The 18,414-nt window shown below is 65.5% G+C and carries 12 protein-coding genes; 3 read left to right on the forward strand and 9 right to left on the reverse strand.

All coding sequences use genetic code 11. The features are described 5' to 3' along the window. Positions 1-57: 57 nt before the first annotated feature. The 4 genes from AC3WS4_RS20210 to AC3WS4_RS20225 form a co-directional block, all read right to left on the reverse strand. A complete protein-coding gene (locus AC3WS4_RS20210) occupies positions 58-1,251 on the reverse strand; it encodes a multidrug effflux MFS transporter (protein WP_492737781.1) in 1,194 nt (397 codons plus the stop codon). A 189-nt stretch (positions 1,252-1,440) separates the two neighbouring features. Further along, entirely contained in the window at positions 1,441-1,743 is a 303-nt protein-coding gene (locus tag AC3WS4_RS20215; RefSeq protein WP_056342353.1) for a hypothetical protein, read from the reverse strand. A gap of 26 nt (positions 1,744-1,769) precedes the next feature. Then, positions 1,770-4,646, reverse strand: a complete 2,877-nt coding sequence (locus AC3WS4_RS20220) for a M16 family metallopeptidase (RefSeq protein WP_492737783.1) — start codon at positions 4,644-4,646, stop codon at positions 1,770-1,772. A gap of 102 nt (positions 4,647-4,748) precedes the next feature. Next, the gene (locus AC3WS4_RS20225; RefSeq protein ID WP_492737785.1) at positions 4,749-6,908 is read right to left on the reverse strand and encodes an acylase; all 2,160 of its coding nucleotides are present in this window, start codon (positions 6,906-6,908) and stop codon (positions 4,749-4,751) included. Positions 6,909-7,069: 161 nt separating this feature from the next. Here AC3WS4_RS20225 and AC3WS4_RS20230 point away from each other — a divergent pair, with 161 nt between their 5' ends. Next, positions 7,070-8,650, forward strand: coding sequence for a leucyl aminopeptidase (locus AC3WS4_RS20230; RefSeq protein WP_492737787.1), 1,581 nt, complete (start codon positions 7,070-7,072; stop codon positions 8,648-8,650). A 267-nt stretch (positions 8,651-8,917) separates the two neighbouring features. Further along, positions 8,918-11,497 (forward strand): ATP-dependent chaperone ClpB, encoded by a 2,580-nt coding sequence (gene clpB, locus AC3WS4_RS20235; RefSeq protein WP_492737789.1) that lies wholly within the window; start codon positions 8,918-8,920, stop codon positions 11,495-11,497. A 51-nt stretch (positions 11,498-11,548) separates the two neighbouring features. Here clpB and AC3WS4_RS20240 read toward each other — a convergent pair whose 3' ends face one another. The 5 genes from AC3WS4_RS20240 to AC3WS4_RS20260 form a co-directional block, all read right to left on the reverse strand. Then, positions 11,549-14,596: a TonB-dependent receptor domain-containing protein gene (locus AC3WS4_RS20240; RefSeq protein ID WP_492737791.1), complete on the reverse strand. Its 3,048-nt coding sequence runs from the start codon at positions 14,594-14,596 to the stop codon at positions 11,549-11,551. A 287-nt stretch (positions 14,597-14,883) separates the two neighbouring features. Continuing rightward, entirely contained in the window at positions 14,884-15,198 is a 315-nt protein-coding gene (locus AC3WS4_RS20245) for a hypothetical protein (protein WP_492737793.1), read from the reverse strand. A 39-nt stretch (positions 15,199-15,237) separates the two neighbouring features. Continuing rightward, positions 15,238-15,594, reverse strand: coding sequence for a hypothetical protein (locus AC3WS4_RS20250; protein ID WP_187142007.1), 357 nt, complete (start codon positions 15,592-15,594; stop codon positions 15,238-15,240). A gap of 22 nt (positions 15,595-15,616) precedes the next feature. Beyond that, positions 15,617-15,937: a hypothetical protein gene (locus AC3WS4_RS20255; protein ID WP_056342333.1), complete on the reverse strand. Its 321-nt coding sequence runs from the start codon at positions 15,935-15,937 to the stop codon at positions 15,617-15,619. 119 nt (positions 15,938-16,056) lie between these two features. Continuing rightward, positions 16,057-17,241, reverse strand: a complete 1,185-nt coding sequence (locus AC3WS4_RS20260; RefSeq protein ID WP_262407902.1) for an aspartyl/asparaginyl beta-hydroxylase domain-containing protein — start codon at positions 17,239-17,241, stop codon at positions 16,057-16,059. A 43-nt stretch (positions 17,242-17,284) separates the two neighbouring features. On the opposite strand from AC3WS4_RS20260, the gene AC3WS4_RS20265 reads away from it, so the two are divergent. Then, complete coding sequence (locus AC3WS4_RS20265; RefSeq protein WP_492737796.1) at positions 17,285-18,310, forward strand: hypothetical protein; 1,026 nt, start codon at positions 17,285-17,287, stop codon at positions 18,308-18,310. Positions 18,311-18,414 lie beyond the last annotated feature (104 nt).

Below are 18,414 nucleotides of genomic sequence, written 5' to 3' on the forward strand. Positions count from 1 at the left end.
GGCCAGAAATCGAAAGGGGCCGTCCCGGCAATGGCCGGGGCGGCCCCTTCGCTTTTTTCAGAAGGGACTTTTCGGCGCCGTCCCCGGCCGGGTGAACAGCTTGCCGCGCTCGGCCCAATAAACCAGCGCCAGACCCAACACCCCCGACATCAGGAAGGCATAAGCGAGCGGCAGCGTCGTGCCGTCATATTGCTGGCCGATCAGCGCGCCGACCGTCGCCGCGAGCAGGGTCTTGGCAAAGCTCTGATAGGAGGAGGCCACGCCCGCCATATGGCCGAAATCCTCCATCGCGATCGAGCCGAAATTGCTGCCGATAAAACCGATCAGCCCGACATTGACCATCATCAGCGCGGTGAACATCCACAAGGTCTCACCGCCGCTGAGCGCCACCAATATCTGCATGCTCGCCGTCGCCATGAAGGCGAAGACCGCGCATTGCGACACGCGCCGCGCCCCGAAACGCTCGACGATCGCCGCGTTGGAAAAATTGGCGATCGCGATGCCGGTCGCGACGAACGCGAAAACCAGCGGGAACAGGTTTCGCGCCTGGAACACATCGGCGATGATCTGTTCGCTGCTGTTGAGATAGCCATAGAGCGACCCCTGCATCATGCCCGATGCGAACATGTAACCCGCGGCGCGGCGATGGCGCGTCACCGTCGCCCAGCCCGCGATCATGGTCCGCAGGTCGAGCGGACGGACGTCGGCGGGGTCGAGCGTTTCCGGCAGCCGTCGCAGCCAGAACAGCATGACGACGCCCATCACCGCGAGGACGATGAAGATCGAACGCCAACCCGCGACGGCGGCGACCCCCGCGCCCATCGTCGGCGCGATCGCCGGAACGATCATGAAGACGAGGAAGATCATCGACAGCCTTTTGGCCATCGCATCGCCCGAAAAAAGATCGCGGATCACCGCGACGACAATCACGCCGAGCGCCGCGCTGACGACGCCATGTCCGAAACGCAGCGTGAGCAGCATCGGAAAACTGGTCGCGAGACCACAGCCGATCGAAAAGGCGACATAGGCAAAGAGCGCGGGCACCAGCACGCCCTTGCGCCCGAAGCGATCGGACAGCGGACCATAGAGGAGCGAGCCGAAGCCGATGCCGAGCAGATAGGTCGAGATCACATATTGCCGGTCGTTGGCGACCGTCACCCCCAGCCCTTCGCCGATCGCGGGCAGGGCGGGAAGCATCGAGTCGATGGCGAGCGCATTGAGCGCCATCACCATCGCCATCATCACAACCATCTCGCGTTGGCCCGGAAGGGGACGCGCGGTTTCGGGCGGGGGGGCGGAAGGATTATTGTGCATTGCAGCAGCGCTATGCGCTCGCCCCCGCAGTTTGGCCACCCCCTCCGGCCCGGCAAAGCTATGCAAAGAAAAAGGGCCGCCTCCGGGTGGAGGCGGCCCTTCGTCTGTTTCCAGGCGTTGCGGCGATCAGCCTTGGCGGGTGCCGGTCATCGCCATCGAACCGAAAGGACCGGCCTTGATCGTGCCGGTCAGCGTGTCACCGTCGATCGTCGCTTCGGCTTCGAGCGTCATCGGCATCGGCACCTTCATGTTCATGGTCCAGGTCAGCTTGTTGCCGTCGACCTTGCCATTTTCCACATCGAGCGCTCCCATCGCACCGGCATTCTGGCCGGTGAAGGTCGCGCCGTCGCTGGTGACGGTGAAGACCGACTTCTGGTCGCCCATCGGCGACTTGGTCACGCAATCATAGCTGCCATCGACTTGGGACATCTGGGCTCTCCTTACTGAAACTGATGTTAGTTATCGAGAGTCACCGTTTCCACCGGCAGACCCAATCCGTCAAGCTGTGGTTTGACCGTCGCGGCATCGCCGACGACGACATAGACGAGGCCCTCGGTGCTCAGCGCCTTGCGCGCCGCTCCGTCGATCTCCGCGGTCGTCATCGCTTCATAGGTCGCGGGCAGGGTTTCGTAATAATTGTCCGGTCGGCCATATTTGACGATCGCGCGCAGTCCGCCCAGCACATCGCCCGAGGTTTCGAAGCTGCCCGGCAGTTCGCGGACATTGCCGTTGGTCGTGCGCTGCAACTCTTCGGCGGTGACGCCCTTGTCGCCGAGGAAGGATTTGAGGTCGCTCTGCAGTTCCTTGATCGAATCGCCGGTGCGGTCGGCCTGCACCGGCGCCGCGGCGATCCAGGCGATCCGGTCCTTGTCGCTCGAAATCCGGGTCCGCACGCCATAGGACCAGCCCTTGGTCTCGCGCAAATTGGTGTTGAAGCGCGACAGGAAGCTGCCTCCGAAAATATCGTTGGCCGAACGCAGCACCTCCAGCTTGTCGGTGCCTTTGGCATCGAGCACCTTGCCCGCCAGAATCACCGACTGCGGCGATTTGGGGCGGTCGAAAAGCAGGATGCGCGGCTGCGGCGCCGGGATCGCGACCTCGAAATGCTTGGTCGGCTTCGCCGTCGCGGGCGCCTTCCAATTGCCGAAGGCGGTTTCGAGCTGCCTGGTCACCTCTTTCAGCGTCGTGTCGCCGACCACGAAGATGCGCGCCGTGTCCGGGCGGATCCAGGTCGAATGGAACGATGCGAGCTGGCCCTGTGTCGCGGCGGTCACCGCCTTGGCATCGCCAAGGCCCGACGGCGGAATGCCATAGGGATGGTCGGCGCCGTACAGCACCGGCATCAGTACGCGCGAAGCGATCGCATTCGGATTGTTGAGTTCGGCCTTCAGCCGGTTGAGCTGCTGCGCGCGCACCCGCTCAAGTTCCTTCGCGTCGAAGGCGGGATTGCGGATATAGTCGGCGAGCAGGGTCAGCGACGGCGCGAGGTTCGGCTTCAGCGCGAACAGTTCGAACACCGTTTCGTCGGCGTTGGCCGATCCGTCGATCTGTGCGCCGAGCCGCTCCTTGGCCTCGGCGAAAGCGATCGAATCGAGGCTCTTGGTGCCCTCGTCCATCAGGCTGAGCATCAGCGACTGGGTGCCGAGCGCATCATGCGGATCGGCGGCATAGCCGGCGTCGAAGCTGACCGCGACATTGACCGTCGGCACCGCGCTACGCTTGGCGAAAACGACCTCGATGCCATTCTTGAGCTTGGCGCGTTCGATGGCCGGGAATTCCAGCGCCTTGAGATCGGTGACCGCCGGCAGTTGCGACCGGTCGGCGATTGAGGTGCCAAAACCCGTATCGGGTCCGACATCGCCGAGCGCGGGGTTCCAATAGCGGTCGGGTTCGACCGCCGCCGTGACCTTGCCGGTTACCGCACCGCCGCGATTCTCGCCGCCCTCGGTGCGTTCGCCGGGAACATAGGTCAGCGAAAAGGCCGGGCGCGACAGCCATTTGTTGGCAACCGCCTTGACCTGCTCGGGGGTCGCCTTGGCCATGCGGTCGAGCTCGACCTTGTAATAGCCCGGATCGTTCGAATAGAGCGCGCCCTCGGCGAGCGCGACGGCCTTGCCGCCGAAGCCGCCGACCGATTCGAGCCCCGAGATCGCCGCCCCCAGATAGCTCGCCGCCGCACGCTGCAACTCGTCGGCGGTCGGGCCGCTCGCGAGGAATTTGGCGACCTCTTCGTCAAGACGCTGCCCGACGAGGGCGGTATCGACGCCGGGCTTCACATCGGCCTGGACGAGCAGGATGCCGGCATCCTCGAACGGCTGGGCGAAGGCCGAGACGCTGACCGCGACCGGGTCCTTGCGCACCAGCGCATTGTCGAGCCGCGACGACGACAGGCCGCCGAGCACCGACATGGCCATCTGCAGCGGGATCGCGTCGGCATCGTTGAGGCCGGGAATCGCCCACATGCGATAGATGCGTGTCGTCGGGACAAGGTCCTTGACCTCCTTGGCGAGCGGCGCGGGCAGCGTCGGGACCGACGTCGCCGGCGCCTTCACTTCGGGACCCTTGGGAATATCGCCGAACCACTGCTGCACCTTGGTCTTGGCGGTCGCGACGTCGATGTCGCCCGCGAGCACCAGCACCGCATTGTTCGGGCCATAATTGTCGGTGAACCACTTTTTCACGTCGTCGAGGCTTGCCGAATTGAGGTCGCCCATCGAGCCGATCGTGCTGTGGTGATAGGGATGGCCGGTCGGGAAGAGATTTTCGAAAATCTCGTAACGCAGCAGGCCATAGGGATTGTTGTCGCCCTGGCGCTTTTCATTCTGGACGACGCCGCGCTGGTTATCGAGCTTCTCCTGCGTCACCGCGCCGAGCAGATGGCCCATGCGATCGCTTTCGAGGAATAGCGCCATGTCGAGCGCGCCGGTCGGCACCGTCTCGAAATAATTGGTGCGGTCGACGTTGGTCGTGCCATTCTCGTCGGTGGCGCCGACCTGCTGCAGCGGTTCGAAGAAATCGCCCGGCGAATTTTCCGACCCGTTGAACATCAGATGCTCGAACAGATGCGCGAAACCCGTCTTGCCCTTGGGTTCGTGCTTCGACCCGACACGGTACCACACCGACACCGCGATCACCGGCGCCTTGCGGTCCTCATGGACGATGACGCGCAGGCCGTTGTCGAGCGTGAACGCCTGATACGGAATGTCGACCGCCTTGACGAGGTCGGCGATCGGCGCGGGGTCGGCCGCCTTGGCCTTGGCGAGTGCGGGGCCGGCGGCGACGAGCGAGGTCGACAGGGCAAGGGCAACAGCGAAGCGGTGAAAACGGGGCATGAAAATCCTCTTGAAATCAGGAGCAGGCGCGGGTTTGGCCTGCATGCGACCGGGGTGCCGGACGGCACTGTATCAACGGTTTAGGACGGCGCGCGTGCCGGTTCAAGGCCGATAGACGCCCGGCTTCGTCGCCCACAGCGCCGCGGGGTCGAACAGCACCGGCTTCAACTGGTGCCGCACGAACAGCGGCGCCTGATCGTTATAATGCGGACTCTCGGGGCGCGTCGTCGCCGATCCGAACGGCTGGATCGATTCGGACTTGAGCTTGCCGTCCTTGCCCCAGGTCACGAACATGATGAAGCTGTCGCCGTGACGGACCTTGAGCCGGCCGTCGGGCTCGACGTCCCACAGGGTCGAGGCGCGGATCGTATCGTTGCCGCCGTCGAGCGGCAGGTCGACACGGTGATCGCCCTCGCCATGGCGCAGCCGCAGCACGGTACCGAGCTTGGGATCGAGCGTGCCGAAATGTTGCTGCAGATGGTCGGCGGCTTCCTTCAGCGTCTCGCGCGGGTCGGGGCGTTCGGCGAGCCGTTGGTAATGGACGCGGTTCGCGGGGCGCAGCACCATCAGCGCCAGCGCATCGCCCTGCCCCTTGCCATCGAGGTTCCAGTCCCATGCGCGTAGCAAGGCCTGCGCCTGCGCGAGTTCGGCATCGCCCTTCAGGTTCAGTGCGAGGATGCGATCAATCCACGCCTTGGCATAGCCGGTCTTCGCATAAGCGGTGTCATATTTGATCGCCTTCAACCGCGCCTCGTCGATCTGTCCCGACGCCTCGAACAGGTCGATCAGCCGCGACGCGCGGTTGCTCATATCGTCCTCGATTCCGAGCAGCGGCGAAAAAGCCGCCGCGTCGAGTTCGTCGCCCGGACCCGCCGCGACCCACGGCGTGTTGTTGGCGTTCATCACATAACCCGACGCCGGATTGACCAGCGCGGGGACGCGGTCGAACGGCAGCGTCTTGGTCCACAGATCGGCCGAGCGATCGCCCGGCAATATGCCGCGCCAATTATAGCCCGCCGGCCGGTCGGGGAACATCGCGTTATAGAACATCCCGATATTGCCTGCGGCGTCGGCATAGATGAAATTGGTCGCGGGCACGCCCTGCCCCGCCATCGCGGCGCGCCATTCGGCGAAATTCTTCGCCTTGTTGAGCCTATAATATTGGGTGACCATATTCGCCTGGTCGATCCCGGCGTAGCGGATCGCGAAGGCGCCCTGGGCGTTCCTGATCACCGGGCCATGGACCGAGCGATAGACCATGCGCGGCACCGGCAGCACGAAGGGGCCGAACTTGACCTTGAGCCACACCCGCCTCGCCTCGAGCGGGCGCCACTGGCCGTCGAAGCGATAATTCTCGCCGCTCTCGTCGAGCACGAGTTTGTAGATGTCGATCAGATCGGGCCGGTTCACCGTGTTGGTCCAGCCGAGATATTTGTTGTGGCCGAGGAAGGGGTATGGCGAGCCGGGGAAGTTCGCGCCCGCAAAATCCCAGCCCTCCTCACTATGCACCACCAGTTCGTACCAGGCGACCCCGCCGGTCCAGGGCTGGTGCGAGTTGGAGACGAGCCGCGTCGCGCCGTCCGTCGAACGGGCTGGCGCGACCGCCATCGCGTTCGACCCATTGGCGGCGGGATCGCTGCCGAGCGGCGTGTCCTTGCGCGGTACGATCTTGCCGGTGGCGTCGAGTTCGGGGCCGCCCTCCCGCCCCATCTCCTTGCCTTCGACGAGCGAGCCGAGCGTCGAATCGAGCCCGAAGAAGAAGGGTGAGCGCAGCACGAAACCCGCGACGACATCCTCGCCGGTCACCGGGAACAGCTTCGACAGCCGCACTTCGTCCGGATGCTTGTCGGCGTAGCGATTGAGCCCGGCCGCATAAGCGGTGAACAGCGCCTGCACATCCTTCGGCAGCCGCGGCCAGTCGCGCGCGGTGGTCGTGCGGATATCGAGCAGCGCCGCAGCATAGTCGATCTTGGCGCCATCCTGCCCGAGCATCGCCCCGGCGCGCCCGCGCGTCATCGCGAGCACTTCCTGCAGCGTCGCAAAATCATCCTCGGCATGGGCATAGGCGACGCCATAGGCGACATCGGCATCGGTCTTGCCGAAGATGTGCGGGACGCCGAACTTGTCGCGCGCGATCCTGACGTCGGTCGGCTTGAAGCTCGGCGCGGCGGGTGCCTTAGCGGTCAGCGGCTCCCAGACCGCCAGCGAAATCACGGTCAACAGCAGCAGGACCAGCAGCCCGATTCCCAGTTTGCGCAGCATCTCGGTCCCTTTTGCGTCGGCTCACGAACGCGACTGTCTGACCGCGTGCAGGTTCGATGGCAAGCGTCTGTCGTTCGTCGAGAGGCAATTGCAGGTCGGGCCGCGCGTGCTAGGTCAAGAAACGGACCGATAGTGATGGAATAACAGGGAGTTTCCGTTTGATGCGTACCAAAAGCCTGCTGCTCGCCGCCTGCCTCTCGCTCGCGCCTTTGACGGCCCCCGCCGCCTTGGCGCAGGACGTGACCGGCTCGGGCGTCGTCCCCGGCAGTGTCGCCAACAGCGCCGAGCGCCCGATCGGCTTCGCCGCGAGCGCGCCCGCCAAGGGCGTACTGGTGGTGCTGATGGCCGACGCGACCCTGCCAGCGCTCGACGCGGTCGGCGTCGGCGCGGGCGAACGCGCCGCGATCGAATCCGCGATCGCCAATGCGAAGTTCGACGGCAAAGCCAACGCCACGCTGTCGCTGCGCGGGATCGGCGCGCACAGCCGCATCCTGCTCGTCGGCACCGGCACCGCGCCGACGATGCTCGCGCTCGCCGAGGCGAGCGGCAAAGCGGCGCAGGAACTCAAGTCCGACGCGCAGCCGGTGACGCTGACCGGCGCGTTCACCGGGGCGCAGGGCGCCGAGGCGGGCTATGGCTTTGCGCTCGGCCAGTACCGCTTCGACCGCTACAAGACCGTCGACCGCAAAACGCCCCCCGCCGACACCGTAACGATCGTCGGCGGCGACAGCGCCGCCGCCGGATCGGCCTTCGCCGCGCGCTGGCGGCCGCTCGCCGACGGCGTCCGCCTGTCGCGCGACCTCGCCAACGAGCCCGCCAATGTCGTCTATCCCGAAAGCTTCATCGCCGAAGTGCGCCAGGCCTTTGCCGGCGTCCCCGGGATTACGGTCGAGGTGCTCGACGAGGCGGCGATGCGCAAACTCGGCATGGGGACGCTCGTCGGCGTCGGTCAGGGCAGCCCGCGCGGCTCGCGCCTGCTCGCGGTGCGCTATCGCGGCGGCAGCAGCGACGCCGCGCCGCTCGCTTTCGTCGGCAAGGGCATCACCTTCGATTCGGGCGGCATTTCGCTGAAACCGGGCAGCGGCATGTGGGACATGAAGGGCGACATGTCGGGCGCCGCATCGACGATGGGCGCCGTGCTGTCGCTCGCCAAATCGAAGGCGCCGGTGCATGTCGTCGCGGTCGCGGCGCTCGCCGAGAATATGCCCGACGGCAACGCCCAGCGCCCCGGCGACGTCGTGCGCACCATGTCGGGCAAGACGATCGAGATGCTCAACGCCGATGCCGAAGGGCGGCTCGTGCTCGCCGACGCCAATGAATATGTCGCCGACAAGTACAAGCCGCGCGCGATCGTCAATATCGCGACGCTGACCGGATCGATCGTAGGCGCGCTCGACAACCAATATGCCGGGCTGTTCGCGCGCGACGAGACGCTCGCCGCGCAACTGCTTACGGCGGGCAGCGCGAGCGGCGAAGAACTCTGGCGCATGCCGCTCCACAAAAATTACGCGAAGAAGATCGAATCGGACATCGCCGACGTACGCAACATCGCGCCCGGCGCGGGCCCGGGCGCCAGCATCGGCGCGCATTTCATCGGTTATTTCGTCGCCGAGACGACGCCTTGGGCGCATCTCGACATCGCGGGCGTGAACCAGGCCGACAGCGCCTCGCCGCTGGTGCCCAAGGGCATGTCCGGCTTCGGCGTGCGCTTGCTCGACCAGCTCGCGCGCGAAGGGCAGTAAGGATTCGCACAGAGCCGCAGAAAGCGCAGAGAATATGGTTCACGCGGAGACGCAGAGACGCGGAGAGAAAATGAGAATGACAGCGGCGGCGCCCCTATTTCTCTCTCCTCTGCGTCCTCTGCGCCTCTGCGCGAATCTTCTCTCTTTTCTTCTCCGCGTCTCCGCGCCTCCGCGTGAACCCTTTTCAGGGCGGCGCGAACCGGGTGATCGCCCCTTGTGTTGCCAAATAGCAACACTATCTCTGGCGACGAGAAAGGGGATTTCTGAATGAACCTCGAAAAATTTACCGACCGCGCCAAGGGCTTTTTGCAGGCGGCGCAGACGATCGCGATCCGCATGAACCACCAGCGGATTTCGCCCGAGCATGTCGCGAAAGCACTGCTCGAAGACAATCAGGGCATGGCCGCCGGGCTGATCGCCAAGAGCGGCGGCGATGCCGCGCGCGCCGTACAGGGCGTGGACGCGCTGCTCGCCAAGGTGCCCGCGGTGTCGGGGTCGGGCGCGCAGGCGACCCCGGGCCTCGACAATGATGCCGTGCGCCTGCTCGACCAGGCCGAGCAGGTCGCAACCAAGGCCGGCGACGGCTTCGTCACCGTCGAGCGGCTGCTGCTCGCGATGGTACTGGCGGCGGGCACGCCGGTCGCCAAAGCCTTCGCCGACGCGGGCGTGAAGGCGGACGCGCTCAACGCCGCGATCAATGACCTGCGCGGCGGGCGCACCGCCGACACGGCGAGCAGCGAAGACCGCTACGAAGCGCTCAAGAAATTCGCCCGCGACCTCACCGAAGTCGCGCGCGAGGGCAAGCTCGATCCGGTCATCGGCCGCGACGAGGAGATCCGCCGCACGATCCAGATTCTCGCGCGCCGGACCAAGAACAACCCGGTGCTGATCGGCGAAGCCGGGGTAGGCAAGACCGCGATCGCCGAAGGCCTCGCGCTGCGCATCGTAAACGGCGACGTGCCCGACAGTTTGAAGGACCGCCGCCTGCTGTCGCTCGACATGGGCGCGCTGATCGCCGGCGCCAAATATCGCGGCGAGTTCGAGGAGCGCCTCAAGGGCGTGCTCGACGACGTCAAGGCCGCCGAGGGCGAGATCATCCTCTTCATCGACGAGATGCACACGCTGGTCGGCGCGGGCAAGGGCGAGGGTGCGATGGACGCCTCGAACCTCCTGAAGCCCGCGCTCGCGCGGGGCGAACTCCACTGCATCGGCGCGACGACGCTCGACGAATATCGCAAGCATGTCGAAAAGGACCCCGCGCTCCAGCGGCGCTTCCAGCCGGTCTTCGTCGGCGAGCCGACGGTCGAGGATTCGATCTCGATCCTGCGCGGCATCAAAGAGAAGTACGAGCTGCACCATGGCGTGCGGATCACCGACGGCGCGATCGTTGCCGCCGCGACGCTGTCGAACCGCTATATCTCCGACCGCTTCCTGCCCGACAAGGCGATCGACCTGATGGACGAGGCGGCGAGCCGTATCCGCATGGAGGTCGAATCGAAGCCCGAGGAGATCGAAAACCTCGATCGCCGCATCATCCAGATGAAGATCGAGGAATCGGCGCTCGGCAAGGAAAGCGACGCCGCGTCGAAGGACCGGCTCACGACTTTGCAGTCCGAACTCGCCAATCTCGAGCAGCAGTCGGCCGAGATCACCCAGAAGTGGCACGCCGAAAAGGACAAGATCCACGCCGAGGCCAAGATCAAGGAAGAGCTCGACGCCGCGCGTTCGGCGCTCGACCAGGCGCAGCGCGCGGGCGACCTCGCGAAGGCGGGCGAGCTCAGCTACGGCACCATCCCAGGCCTCGAGAAGCAGCTCGAAGCGGCGCAGGCCGCGGCGGGCAATGCGATGCTGCGCGAGGAAGTCACCGCCGACGATATCGCCGCGGTGGTCAGCAAATGGACCGGCATCCCCGTCGACCGGATGATGGAAGGCGAGCGCGAGAAATTGCTCGCGATGGAATCGACACTCGAAAAGCGCGTGATCGGCCAGGACGATGCGGTGCGCGCCGTCTCGACCGCGGTGCGCCGCGCGCGTGCGGGGCTTCAGGATCCCAACCGCCCGCTCGGCAGCTTCCTCTTCCTCGGCCCGACGGGCGTCGGCAAGACCGAGCTCACCAAGGCGCTCGCGCGCTTCCTGTTCGACGACGACAATGCGATGGTCCGCATCGACATGTCCGAATTCATGGAGAAGCACAGCGTCGCGCGGCTCGTCGGCGCGCCGCCGGGCTATGTCGGTTATGAAGAGGGCGGCACGCTCACCGAAGCCGTGCGCCGCCGGCCCTATCAGGTCGTGCTGTTCGACGAGGTTGAGAAAGCGCACCCCGACGTGTTCAACATCCTGCTCCAGGTGCTCGATGACGGGCGCCTCACCGACGGGCAGGGCCGCACGGTCGATTTCACCAATACGCTCATCATCCTGACCTCGAACCTAGGCAGCCAGGCGATCGCGGCGCTCCCCGACGACGCGCCGATCGAACAGGCCGAACCCGCGGTGATGGAGGTCGTGCGTGCGCATTTCCGGCCCGAGTTCCTGAACCGGCTCGACGAGATCGTGCTCTTCAACCGCCTCGCGCAGCAGCATATGGGCGGCATCGTCGACATCCAGGTCGCGCGCGTCCAGAAGCTGCTCAATGATCGCAAGGTGACGCTCGACCTCAGCGACGCCGCGCGCGCCTGGCTCGGCCGAGTCGGCTACGACCCCGTCTATGGCGCAAGGCCGCTCAAGCGTGCGGTGCAGAAATATCTGCAGGACCCGCTCGCCGACCTGATCCTGAAGGGCGAGGTCAAGGACGGCTCGACGATCAAAGTCGACGAAGGCGACGGCGCTCTCAAGCTGACCGCAGCGTAACAAAAAAGGGCGGCAGAAATGCCGCCCTTTTCTTTTGATCCGAGACCGGCCCTAGAGGCCGAGGCTCGCAAGGTTCACCTTCACCCCCGCATAGACGTAACGCCCGCGGAAGCTCGACGGATAGTTGAGCTCGCCGACATCGGGATCGCGACCGAAGATATTGTTCACGCCGGCATAGAATTGGAAACGCTCGTCGTCGGTCTTGAAGCCGAGCTGGACGTCATGTTCCCATTTCTCGCGATAGAAGATGTATTTCGGATCGACGAGATCGGGGTTCGCCTCGATCTGCTCGGTGGTGAAGCGCCGCGTCTTGCTGAAATAGTTGACGCCATAGTTCAGCGACCAATTGTCCTTCACCCAGGTGATGTCGAGCGTGCCGTTCCATTTCGGCGCGAACGCCTCGGTCCGGTCGTTGTCGACCTCGGCCCCCGGGGTCGAGATGAAGGTCAGGCTATCGAGATAGCCGCCCGCGAGCCGCAGATTGAACTGGCCAAGGCTGTCGCTCGGCCGGAAGGCATAGTTGATCGTGAAGTCGGCGCCCGACGTCGCGAACTGCGACACGTTGAGCGGCCGCAGCAGATAGTCCGAAACGAACCCGGTCGACGGATCGCGGGTGATCAGGTCGCAGAACTGGTTGTCGAGCGTTGGCTGATCGACGCAGGCGTTGGTGAGGTCCTGCGCGGTCGCCGTCGTGATCGCATTGGCGATCTTGATGTCATACCAGTCGAAGGTCGCGACCAGCCCCGGAATGAAGGTCGGCCGCAGCACCACCCCCGCGGTCCAGGTCTTCGCCGTTTCCTCGTTGAGGAAGGGCGTGCCGATCGTCCGGCCCGGCAGCGACGCCGTCGCCTGCGGATCGTTCGTAGGATTGAAGGTCGCGGGATCGATGCCGAGCGCGGTCAGCGTCGCGTTGCAGTTGGCGACGCGGAACGACGTGCCTTCGGCGAGGTTGGTCGGATCGCACGGATCGTCGATGAACGAAAAGGTCCCGTTCTGCGGCGCGAACAATTCGGTCAGGTTCGGCGCGCGCACGGCCTCCGAATAGGTGCCACGGAAGCGGATGTCGCGCACCGGTCCCCAGGTGCCGTCGACCTTCCACGTCGTCGTGCTGCCGATCGTCGAATAATCCGACACACGGATCGCCGCACCGAACTGCAGGATATCGGCGAACGGCATGCCGCGCAGCACTGGGATATTGATTTCGGCAAAGGCTTCCTTAACGTCGAAGCTCCCGCTTTCGGGGAATTGCGCCGCCAGATCGGCGAGCGCATCCTGGACGAGGAAAGCGTCGGGGACGAAGTTCGACTTTTCCTTCCGATATTCGGCGCCCAATGCAAAGCCGATCGGGCCGCCAGGCAGTTCGAACACCGCACCGGTGTCGCCCGATACCGAGGCGCTGACCACATGCTGCTGTACTTTGACGCGGTTGGCGAGGTCGACGTTGATCCAGTCGAGCGCCGCCTTGCTCGGCGAACCTTCGCCGAAGATGTTCAGCGGCACGCAGCCGCTGTTCGCGCCGGGGGTGAAGGTGATCGGCGTCGTGTTGGCGCCGATGATGATCCCATTGGGGTCGTTCAGCGGCGCGGTCGGATCGAGTGTCGAGCGGCAGACGATATTGCCGTTCGGCGTTCCGGTCGTGAACGCGCCCTGGTCGACCGCATCGAGCGCCGCGAAATATCGGTCGCGCAGGCGGTAATTGGTGCTCAGGAACTGCGTCTTGGTCTGGCCGTAGACATAGCTCACCTCATAGGTGAGATTGTCGGTGAGCCGGCCGTCGAAGCCGAGCACCCCGCGATAGGTGTCGCGCTCGGCATATTCGCCGCGCACCCCGAGGTCGAAATTGTCGCGACTGACAAGAACGCCATCGGGAAGGAAGCCAGCTTCGCCGAAGATTCCGAGCGACAGCGCATCGGGCACGATCGCGTTCCGGATCGCAGCGGGAATGAACGGGTTGTCGGCCTGCACCGTCGTGAAGAAGTCGAACGACGGCTGCGCGAAGGAGAAGTTCTTCGTTTTGACGTACTTGCCCTCGACGAAGAAGCGCAGCGCGTCGCTGAACTCGTAGCTGCCGAGCAGGTTGATATTATGCTTCTCGGTCTTGGGCTGGAGGTCGCCCTGATAGCCGGCGATCGGGGTGCTGTCGCCGCCCTGCACCACGCCGCCCGAACCGGGGATCGCGGTTCCAAGGTCGTAAATCTTGCCCGCGCCGGTGAAGTCGGGCGAAAAGTCGATATCGACATCGACCGCGCCGCCCGGCGCGCTGTCGGCATAGCGGATGTCGTTGTACAGGATGCGGTCGACGATGTTCGGGACGTCGGGGAAATCGGCGAGGTTGCGGCGGAAGCTGAACAGGCCGAGGTTGCGCCCGGTCTTGCGCGCATCGGCGGGCACGCGCGAATCGCGGTTATATTCGTAGGACAGCGCGACATTGCCGCGATCTTCCGAGAAATTGGTGCCGACGGTCAGCGCGCCATAGATGTTGTTCGCATCGCCGCGCGACGAAATGCCCGTCTGGAACCGCGCGTCGATGCCCTCGAAATCGCGCTTGAGCACGAAGTTGACGACGCCCGACACGCCATCGGCGCCGTACACCGCCGACACGCCGCCGGTGAGCACGTCGATGCGGTCGATCAGCGCGTTGGGGATGGTGTTGATGTCGACCGACGAGGTGCCGGTGATCCCCGAAATATGGCGGCGGCCGTTGACGAGCACGAGCGTGCGTTCGGTGCCGAGGTTGCGCAGGTTGAGCAAATTGACCCCGACCCCGCCGAACAGCGCGGTCGATCCGCCGGCATCGGCGGTCGTGCTCGATCCGAGCAGCGCCGGATTCTGGACGAGCAGATCGGTGAGGTTGGTAAGGCCTGATTGCTGGATCGTCTCGCTGCTGATCGAAGTGACCGGATTGGGCGAATCGGCTTCGGGCCGCGCGATGCGCGACCCGGTGACGACGATGGCCTCGCCATCGTCGGCCGCGGCGTCGGCGACGGCATCATCGGCGGGCGCTTCCTGCGCGAAGGCGGGGGCGGCACAAAGCGCCAGGCCGAGGGCCAATGGCGCGGCACCGCGGCGCAGGCTTGCCAGAACGACGAGATTTTTCACGGATGGGACTCCCTTTTTGTCATCAACAAAAGGTGAGCCATGGCAGGGGGCGGCGCGCGCCAACAGGCAGCGCGCTCCGTCATCCGGCACGACCCACCCCACATCGTGCACTGAAGGATTATCCTTAATTTTCTGTTATTTCGGTGAATCCCCGGTGCAAAACCAACATGCAGGGGCCACGTGCCAAAACAAGCATGGTCCGGCCAAGCGACGTGGGGCTTCGACGAACGGTCGTCAGACGCGCGGATAGTGTCGCGCACCGACCGCGCGTTGCGCGGCGCGACAATTTAGTTGCTGTGGTTGACCGGTGCGCGCGTCATCGCTTCGGCGGTTTGGCGGGCATCCTGATTTTCCTTCGCCCACACCGCCTTCCACTGTTCATTGGTGTGGCAGACACGGTTCTTCTTCACCAGTGAGCCGATCTCGAGCGTCTTGCGGCATTTGATGAAATAGGGATGGGTCGGCGCGAGTCCGACGTTATACGCCTTGATCTCGGTCGGCGTCATCTCCGACGGCTTCCGCGTCGGCGGGGCGCGATCGGCGGCGGGATCGGGAGCCGCGGCCGACACGGCCAGTGCAAGCGCTGTCAATATCGTCAACATCGAGACCGCCTTTCCTTCAACGGGGTTCGCCCGCCACGCCTATTGCGGACGTCTGGGAATGGTGACCAACTGGTCGGCGGGTTCCTGCGGATTTGTCCAGCCGCGCGCGAGCGTCTCCATCGTATCGCGGGCGTCCTGATTGCCCTTGTCGACGATCCGTCGCCACTGCGCATTCGTGTTGCACACCCGCAACTTCTTCACCAGCGAGCCGATTTCCTCGATCTTGCGGCATTTGATATAATTGGGATCGGCAAACGCCAGCCCTTCATTATGCGCATCGATTTCGGCCCCGGTCATTTCCGAAGGGGTCCGCGCGAGGGGCATGTCGTCGCTCGCCGATGCCGCAGCCGGGGCAGCCAGCATCAACGATATGGATAATATGGGACGCGCACGCATCATCATCTCCCCATCGGCTGCGTCAGTTCGAACCGCCCGCCGCCTTGCTCGTCATCGCCTCGGCGGTGTCGCGCGCATCCTGGTTGCCCTTCGCCGACACTTCCTTCCACTTCTCGTTGGTGTAGCACACCCGGTTCTTCTTCACGAGCGAACCGATTTCGAGCGTCTTGCGGCATTTGATATAATAGGGATGGGTCTGCGCCAGCCCCTCGTTATACGCCTTGATCTCGGTCGGCGTCATCGCCGAGGGCGCCTTGGTCGGCGGCGCGCGGTCGTCTTCGGCCGCCTGGGCGACCGGAGCCGCAACCAGCAACGCGGCAAACAGGGTCACATATTTACGCATCGAATATCCTCCTTGCCGCCGGGCGGGCCGGCGGCATCCAGGCGATATCATATGTCGGCGTGCACCCCTTCGCCAAGCGGAATCTCCAGTCGAAACCATGGCCGCGAGCGGGCGCCGGTTCAGCGCGGAATGGCGAAGCCCGTCGCGTCCGCGGCGGCGAAATAGCGGGTCAAAAGCTCCTGCTCGCGCGGGGTCAGATGCGGGTTCCAGACGTCGAAGATCAGCACCGCGCGCAGATCGTCGCTGTCGTTCCACGCCTCATGTTCGATCGTGTCGTCGAAGGCGAAGGCCTTGCCCTCCTCCCACGCCCGCGTCTCGCCCCCGACCCGGAAACCGCAGCCCGGCGGCACGATCAGCGGCAGATGGACGATCGCCCGCGTGTTGGTCACCCCGGTGTGCGCGGGGATGCGTGTGTGGGGTTTCAGCAGCGAAAAAAAGGCGCTCGGCGATCGGCCCGGAATATGCGCGCCCGGTACCGTGGCGAGCACCGCCGCGGTCGCCGGGCAGCGATCGAGTACCGCCGGATTCGGCTCGCCATATTCCCACAGGAAGCACGCCCCCCAATCGAGCCGGTTGTCGAGCGGCGACCAGATCGACGTCGGGGTTCCCGCGTCCATCCGCACATAGGGACGCAGCGCATCGCCGGGATCGTCGAGCAGCGCAACGAGTTCGGCGCGGATGGCATCGGTCTGCGCCTCGACGTCCGCACGCCAGGGAAAATGGCCGCGATCGAAAAATTCGTCGGCGGGCAGGAACGGATAATAAAGCCCGGCGCATTCGTTCTGATAGATACGACGGCGCCCAAGCGCGCTCGCGACGAAAGCATCGCCGCGGCGTGCCTCGATCTCGGACAGGTCGCCCCGCATCGGCGCGAGCGCGCCGGTGACGGCATCGAACATCGTGTCGGTCGCCCCCGCGACAAAGGCCTGGCCGTGCGCCAACAGCGGTGCGAGCGGCGGCGGCATCGGATCGAGCTGGCCGCCGAGCGCGGTCGCCGCGCTCCATGCGCCGAGCGCCGCGCCAAGTTCGCCCCGCGCCTCGTGTCGCTCGGCCTTGCGGACCCAGGCCATCAGGTCGCGCCGGTCGACCGCCAGCGCGGCATCGAGCGCCGCCAGTTCGCGCCCGTCGTCGCCGAGCGCGCGCCAGGCCGACGCGAGGTTGCGCTGCAGCGCACCCGACTGCGGGTCGGCGGCGGCGGCGGCGGTAAAATGGGTCACGGCGGCAGCGGGATCGCCCGCCTGAAGCGCCGCGATGCCCAACCGGTTGGCCTCGACGGCCGATGCAGGCTGAGAAGAGCTGGTCATGGCCATGCTTGCCATCGGCGGATGCAATCGGCAAGGTCGATTGATGACCGCCGCGCCTTCCGTGACCGCCATTATCGGCGATGCCGAATGGCTGGCGCACCGCTACGATCCCGGCCACGACACCTTTCATTTCCGCCGCGTCGGACGCGAAGCGCGGGCGGTCGTTCCCTTCCTGACCGATGCCTGCCTCGGCGAGGACGCGGCGGCGGTCGTGCTGGCGCGGAAGGACTGCCGCGCGGCGACCGCGAACGCCACGGCGCCGCTGCATTTTCTTTTCCATTCGGCCTATTGCGCCTCGACGATGCTCGTCCAGGCGCTCGACCAGCCGGGGGTCGCGACCGGCCTCTCCGAGCCGGTGCTGCTCAACGACATGGTCGGCTGGCGACGGCGCGGCGCCGCGCCGCAAGAGCATGGCCGGGTGATGGACGACGCGATGGCGATGCTCGGCCGCCCTTTCCGTCCGGGAGAGGCGGTGGTGGTGAAGCCGTCGAACATCTTCAATCCGCTGGCGCGTGGCGCGTTGACGCTTCGCCCGCAGGCGCGCGCGATCCTGCTCCACGCGCCGCTCCGCGCCTTTCTGTTGTCGGTCGCGCGCAAGGGCATGTGGTGCCGGCTGTGGTGCCGCGAACTGCTCGAAAATTACCTCGCCGACGGGTTCGTCGCACTCGGGTTCGAGCCGCGCGACTATTTCCGCCAGTCCGACCTGCAAATCGCCGCGGTCGGCTGGCTCGCCCAGCAACAGGCCTTTGCCGCGCTCGCGGCATGGGCGCCCGATCGCATCGCGACGCTCGACAGCGAAACGCTGACCGCCGATCCCGCCGCGGCGGTACTCGCCGCCGCGCGCCATTTCGGACTCGCCGCGGACCCGGCGCACATCGCGGTCCATCCCGCGCTTGCCCGCAACAGCAAGTCGGGCGCCGCCTTCGCGCCCGGCGAGCGTCAACGCGACCTTGCGGCGGCGGAGGCCGCCTATGGCGAAGAGATCGAGCAGGTCGCCGGCTGGGCGGCCGTCGTCGCCGAACAGGCCGGCATCCCGCTGGCCTTGCCGCGCAGGCTCGCCATCGCCTGACGCCACGGCGTCACCTCAGCCACCGGTTCGTGCGGATTACCGCAGGCAAAGAAAAAGGGGCGGACATCGCTGTCCGCCCCCGATTCCTGTGCTTGGCTGAAGAA

The sequence above is a fragment of the Sphingopyxis sp. EU05-FHT14B03 genome, assembly GCF_058790875.1.